We start from the raw sequence: 1842 nt of genomic DNA on the forward strand, positions 1-1842 counted from the left end.
CAATCAACAAGTTAGGAAGAAAGCACCTAAAGGTTAGTCGGCAGCGCAAAGACTTCGCCATTAAGACGGCGCCCGGCGCGGTAAAATCTAACGATTTTGTAGCCTACGAAGACCTTCAAGTGCGTAACATGGTTAAAAACCATAAACTCGCTAAATCGATTAGTGATGCCGCGTGGTCACAATTTGCTGAATGGTTGGAGTATTTTGGGAAGGTGTACAGCAAAACAGTTATTGCTGTTCCGCCACAATACACATCTCAGGAATGTTCAAACTGTGGCGATATTGTTAAGAAAACTTTATCAACCCGAACGCATATTTGCGGTTGCGGAACGATACTAGATCGCGACCATAACGCTGGAAGAAATATTTTAGCCAAGGGTTTGAAAGCCCGTGCAGGAATCAATTTAAATACGGTGGGGCACACCGGAATTCACGCTGGGGGACAGACTGATCTCTACTCGCTGGTGGCGACATCAATGAGCAAATCGACTGGTTGATCCAAGAATCCCCTCGCCTCGATAGCAGGGGAGTGTCAAGATAAAGATCGATCGCGATTTCCTGCGAACTCACCAATACGTAATCCTGCAATTGCGGATTCTGGCGATAGCGAAAAAACTTGTTTCCTCTATCGTCAGCCTCTGTACTATCTGATAAAACCTCAACAATTAAACAGGGATAGGTAATGTATTGAGTTGTGTTGTTATCTCTTCGATCGCAGCTTACACTTACATCGGGATAGGTGTAGTCATCCGTTTCTACAATATTTACCCGACAATCAGAGTTAAATACTCGACAAGGGCCATCGGGCAAGTGATTGTCTAGTAAAGCTGCGAACTTGAGAGCAACCCGACTATGGTTTTGGGTGCCGCCGCTCATGGCGTAGATGTTGCCATTAGTATATTCATGGCGACATAGCTGTTGTTCTTCCCAAGCAAAGTATTCAATGGGTGTCAACTTGGGTGATTGACTCGGAGTTGCAATCATGTTTTAACCTCCAAAAAACTCAGGGTGGGATGGGTTTGTACTTACATTATGGATGAATTTTACCTTTAGCAGGCTTTTTCGGTAGGGCTTGCGGTGTGGTCATTTGGGTATACAATTCAAACAGTTTTTCGAGGCGTTCGGTGTCGTTTTTGAAGCGGCGACCGATGTAGATGCGCTCTAGGATTTCGTCGTTGCGATCGTGGGCTTGGCGCAGGTTTTCCGGCATTTTATCGGGGGCGTAAAGCTCGGCAATGGTGGCGGGGAAATGGGCTTCCCGCGCGAGGAGGATGTCTTCGGCGCAGCGGGTGAGGTCGGTTTTGTTGCGATCGGTGAGGGTGGGGACGGGGAAGGTGTTCCAACCGAGGGTGTTGGAGTAGCGATATCGGGTTTCTAGCTTGCCACAGACGGTGGCGATCCAGACTAGGTGGAGGCGTGAGGCAATCAGCGCCATGTTCCAGAGTGGGGCATCGTAGAGGGCGAAGGCGAGATCACTCACAATGGAACCTGAATTCAGCAATCCAACGGGAAGATACTCACGAGTTTCAGAAGATACTTTTGGGATGATTGTGATAATTTCTGTACCAGTTTGGCGAACTTCACCAAATCTGAATGGAACTGCTGCTAATTGCTTCGTAGTTGCTCGTCTCGATTCAGAACGCTGCTGCTTGACGCACTCAAAACGCTCCTTCAACCACTCGTTCTCGGTAGCTTTCGAGTAATCTGATTCTGAAAGCCAGACACAACGCCTTTCAATGCCGCGAATGAACTCCTGAGAGCCAAGAAACGGGCGAATGCACGATGAATCTACGTTGAACTGATTAATCGCTTTTTCTGATTCAAGAACATCAAGAATAAGGA

General features: G+C 47.5%; 2 protein-coding genes and 1 pseudogene. 1 reads left to right on the forward strand and 2 read right to left on the reverse strand.

The window, feature by feature from the left end:
• A partial coding sequence (locus tag WBA89_RS29110; RefSeq protein ID WP_424411097.1) for an RNA-guided endonuclease InsQ/TnpB family protein occupies positions 1 to 497 on the forward strand: 497 nt, incomplete at its 5' end.
• 40 nt (positions 498 to 537) lie between these two features.
• Here the strand turns inward: WBA89_RS29110 and WBA89_RS29115 are convergent.
• Together WBA89_RS29115 and WBA89_RS29120 are read right to left on the reverse strand one after the other, a co-directional pair.
• Positions 538 to 984: pseudogene (locus WBA89_RS29115) on the reverse strand (Uma2 family endonuclease); the annotation flags it as partial.
• Between the two features lie 46 nt (positions 985 to 1030).
• The coding region (locus WBA89_RS29120) for a type IIL restriction-modification enzyme MmeI (RefSeq protein WP_424411098.1) at positions 1031 to 1842 on the reverse strand (812 nt) is incomplete at its 5' end.

Origin of the sequence: Microcoleus sp. (assembly GCF_049646505.1) — a bacterium.
Classification (GTDB): Bacteria; Cyanobacteriota; Cyanobacteriia; order Cyanobacteriales; family Microcoleaceae; genus Microcoleus.